This is a genomic window from Pararhizobium sp., assembly GCF_035497515.1.
In the GTDB taxonomy this organism is placed as follows: domain Bacteria; phylum Pseudomonadota; class Alphaproteobacteria; order Rhizobiales; family Rhizobiaceae; genus Pararhizobium.
Genome location: NZ_DATJDJ010000132.1, coordinates 1 through 2,123 on the forward strand (window position 1 = coordinate 1; position 2,123 = coordinate 2,123).

At 61.7% G+C, this 2,123-nt stretch carries 3 protein-coding genes; all 3 read left to right on the plus strand.

Annotated elements, in window-relative coordinates:
- Nucleotides 1-576, plus strand: a 576-nt coding sequence (locus tag VL202_RS13875) for an ABC transporter permease (RefSeq protein WP_325464700.1), incomplete at its 5' end; no start/stop codon positions are given.
- The gene (locus VL202_RS13880; RefSeq protein ID WP_325464701.1) at nt 573-1,433 is read left to right on the plus strand and encodes an ABC transporter ATP-binding protein; all 861 of its coding nucleotides are present in this window, start codon (nt 573-575) and stop codon (nt 1,431-1,433) included. The genes VL202_RS13875 and VL202_RS13880, both read left to right, overlap by 4 nt.
- Nucleotides 1,430-2,123 (plus strand): dipeptide/oligopeptide/nickel ABC transporter ATP-binding protein (locus VL202_RS13885; RefSeq protein WP_325464702.1); only part of this gene is annotated, 694 nt, incomplete at its 3' end. The genes VL202_RS13880 and VL202_RS13885, both read left to right, overlap by 4 nt.

Consider the following 2,123-nt stretch of genomic DNA (forward strand, 5'->3'; position numbering starts at 1 on the left):
GCCGCCATGGTGGTGGCGATCGTCATCGGGCTGGCAAGTGCCAATGTCGGAGGCATCGTCGATGAAATCCTGATGAGATGCCTCGACGTGCTGTTCGCCTTTCCGATCGTGCTGGTCGCCATCATCGTCTCCGGCATCCTGTCCCCCGGCTTGTTGACAATCATGGTCGCGATCTTCGTCGCTGAAATTCCCTATCTCACCAAGCTGTGTCGAACCACGGCCGGTGTGGTTATCAGCCAGCCCTATATCGAAGCCGCAAGAGCGAGCGGTGCGCCTACGCTGCTCTTGCTGCTGCGCTATGCCATGCCGAACATGCTGCCCACCGTCCTTTCCTATACGACGGCAATCGTGGGAATGATGATCGTTCTCGGCGCGGGCCTGAACTTCCTGGGTCTCGGAATACAGCCGCCCGACGCCGATTGGGGCTCGATGGTAGCCGAAGGCCGGACGGTTCTGCGCCGCGCTCCCCATGTGACGATTTTTCCCGGCCTTGCGATTGTGATCGTCGCGGTGGCCTTCAGCCTGATCGGCGATGGACTGCGCCGCCTGCTCGATCCGCGTGGAATAAGCCGATGACCGACGCATCCGTATTGCTGTCAGTAAGCCGGCTCTCCGTCGAGTTTCACAACGCTCAACGCACTGTGACTGCGGTAAAGGACTTGTCATTCGAGATTTTCCCCGGCGAAGTTCTCTGCGTTGTCGGGGAGTCAGGCTCCGGGAAAAGCGTGATGAGCCGCGCCGTGATGGGGCTGGTGGATCCGCCGGGAATTGTCACGTCGGAAGGCATTTCCCTGCGCGGGGAGTCCATCAACTCGCTGAGCGAGCGGCAACTGTCGAAGCAGGTTCGCGGATCCCGGATCGGCATGGTCTTCCAGGATCCCATGACGTCCTTGAACCCCAGTTTTCCGGCCGGCGAGCAGATCTCCGAGGGCCTGCGTCTCCACAAGGGGCTGGGGAGGAAGGCAGCCCATGAACGCAGCGTGGAATTGCTGGCCTTATGCGGCATTCCGGAGCCTGGACGCAGGGCTCTGCAGTTCCCCCATCAGATGAGTGGCGGAATGCGACAGCGCGTTCTCATCGCCGCCGCCGTCGCGTGTGAACCGGACCTGATCATCGCCGACGAACCGACCACCGCCCTCGACGTTACGATCCAGTTGCAGGTGCTCAAGCTGCTGGACGCCGTTACCAGGCAGCAGGGAAGGGGCCTGCTTCTGATTACCCACGATCTGGGCGTTGTTTCCGCAATGGCCGACCGGGTGCTCGTCATGAGAAGGGGGCAGATGGTCGAGTATGGAAGGGCCGACCAGGTTTTGCGGGCTCCCAGACAGCCCTACACGCGCGCACTGATCAATGCCGCTTCCGACCTGCGCACGGCGCCGCGCGGCCAGCTCGCCGAGCTTGCGGGCGATCAATATTGCAAGGTGGAGCAGTGACCGGTGTGCAGCCGATCATCGACGTCCGCCACGTTTCCAAGGTTTATGACCGCGGAAGAAGAGGCGAAAGCGGCTTTCGCGCGGTCGACAATGTCAGTCTGTCCATCCTCAAGGGCGAGAGCTACGGTCTTGTCGGCGAAAGTGGATCGGGAAAGTCGACGACGGCAAGGCTCATCATGCGCCTGGTCGAGAAGACCAGCGGCGAGGTTCTGATCGACGGCACACCGATCCACGATCTGTCGGCAAGCGCCTTGCGTGACTTTCGCCGAAAGATCCAGATCGTCTTCCAGGATCCTCTCGCCTCGCTGAATCCACGCCTGACCATTGGCGAGACCCTGGCCGATTGCCTTCGGTTTCATGGCCTTGGAACTGCATCCTCGCGCCTGCGAGCGGCACGGGATATTCTCGATCAGGTGGCGTTGGGCTCAGCCTATGCCGCGCGCTACCCCCACGAACTCAGCGGCGGGCAATCCCAGCGGGTCGGTATTGCCCGTGCCCTGATCCTTGAACCCAAGATCGTCGTTCTGGACGAGCCGGTGTCCGCTCTCGACGTTTCCGTCCAGGCGCAGATTCTCAATCTCCTGTCGCGCCTGCAGGCGGAACGGGGCCTGACCTACCTCTTCATCTCGCATGACCTGAACGTCGTACGGCATTTTTGCGATCGGGTCGGCATCATGCAGCGCGGCGCTC

What these genes read in the sequence shown, in the direction of transcription:
- VL202_RS13880 (WP_325464701.1), top strand. Translation starts at nt 573, where the DNA reads ATGACCGACGCATCCGTATTGCTGTCAGTAAGCCGGCTCTCCGTCGAG.